The organism is Halorubrum sp. AJ67 (genome assembly GCF_000513435.1).
Genome location: NZ_CBVY010000023.1, coordinates 28,870 through 30,639, shown reverse-complemented (window position 1 = coordinate 30,639; position 1,770 = coordinate 28,870). Strand labels below are relative to the sequence as shown.

Annotated in this window: 1 protein-coding gene; it reads right to left on the bottom strand. The window is 70.3% G+C overall.

Annotated features, from left to right (window positions below; genetic code table 11):
• Positions 1-1,769 (bottom strand): AAA domain-containing protein (locus BN903_RS14020; RefSeq protein ID WP_195155820.1); only part of this gene is annotated, 1,769 nt, incomplete at its 3' end.
• Position 1,770: the final 1 nt, after the last annotated feature.

Genomic DNA, 1,770 nt, shown 5'->3' with positions numbered 1-1,770 from the left:
TCGAGGGCGTTGTCGACCGCGCGGTTCGTGAACGCCGACAGCAGCACCCGGTTCCCCTCCGCGACGAGCGCGCGGATCGTCCGGGCGATGGTGTACGTCTTCCCGGTCCCCGGCGGGCCGTGGATCAGCGCGCAGTCCTCGGCGTCGACCGCGAGTTCGACCGCCTCGTTCTGGGCGACGTTGTTGTCGATGTAGGCGTCCGGCGCGTCCGGATTGCCGCTCCCCGGACACCCGGCCGGCCGGTCGGCCGGATCGCGGAACGCCGGCTCGCGCCGGCCGAACAGCACGTCCTTGCGGTCGGGGTCGCCCTTCAGGACCGCGTCGTGGAGCGCGGTGAGCGAGCGGTCGACCGATATCTCGGAGGGGTAGACGTCGAGGCGGCGCAGTTCGACCGGCTCGTCCGCCTCGACGACGACCTCGTCGCCGCCGAGTTCGGTGATCCGGCCGAGTTCGGCGTGGCCCGAGACGGGGTCGCCGTCGCTGGCGAGCGCCACGTCGCCTTCGCGGAGCTTCGAGACGGCGTCGCCCGGCTTCCGGGCGCGAAGCTCCCAGCGGGCGTCGTCGATCTCCGTCTGCCCCGCCGGCTCTAGGTCGATCAGCGCGCGGTCGTCCGCTGCGCGCTCCTCGGGCGTCTGCTCCCACAGCTTCCGGTACTCGGCGTGGGTCTCGCGGCGTTCCTCCTCGATCGCGGTGTAGAATCGGTCGAAGTAGTCGCGCTCCGCGTCCGGGACCGGCGTCCCGATCTGGCCCGCCTTCGACTCCTGATCGAGGCGGCCGGAGACGACCATACAGGCGTCCTGCTCGAAGCAGTAGCTACACGTCGCGTCCGCCTCGTACCCCGTCGGCACGGTCGGGCGCTCGCCGGGGTCGTTGAGCGCGCTCCACTCCATCGCGGCGAGGGCGTTGCGCTCGCGGACGACGAACTTCAGGAAGCCGCGACCGACGGTGAACTCCTTGGCCGGCGCGAGGTCGCCCGACTCCTCGTTGCGGTCTAAGGCGGTGTTTTTCGTGTACAGCAGCGTGCCGATGTCCGGGTCGACGCCGCGCTCGTCTAACATTAGGGCGTAGCAGGCGGCCTGGACCTTGTCGTGGAACCGCGGCTCCCGTTTGGTGTTCTTGCCCGTCTTCAGTTCGACGGGGGTACCGCGGCGGAGCGCGTCCGCCCGCCCCTTCAGGCCGAACGTGGGCGAGATGAGGGTGAACTCCGAGCGCCACGTGTCCTCGTCGGAGAGCGTCCCCTGCGCGAGCCACCCCTCGACGGCGGCGGCGTTTCGGCGCACCTCGTCTTCGACCTCCTCGCGCTCGTAGCCTAACAGTCCGAGCTCCAGCCCGGCCTCGTCGACGCGGTCGGTGACGGACGCCTCCAGTTCCATCCCGCGCAGCAGGTCGCCGAACACCTCGTGGACGATGGTTCCCTTGACGACGGGGTAGTTGAGCGGGATCCCGGAGAGCTTGTTCAGGTAGTACATCCGCGGGCACTGTACCCACGACCGGATCCCGGTCACGTCGACGAGGAAGTCGGGTTCGAGGACGACCCACGATCCGTCGGTCGTCGCGTACCCGACCTCGCCGCGGTACTCGTCCTCCTCGGCTTCCGTGACGAGCAGTTCCATCCCTGTCTCGGCGTGTTCGGCCGTCTCTGTCCACTTCCCCCACAGCGTCACGTCGACCGGGTCGCCCGCGCCGCGGTCGGGCCGGACCCGCACCTCGCGGAGGTCGCGCTCGCCGTACGACGTCGACACCGTCCGCGCCTCCCCGACGGAGACGATC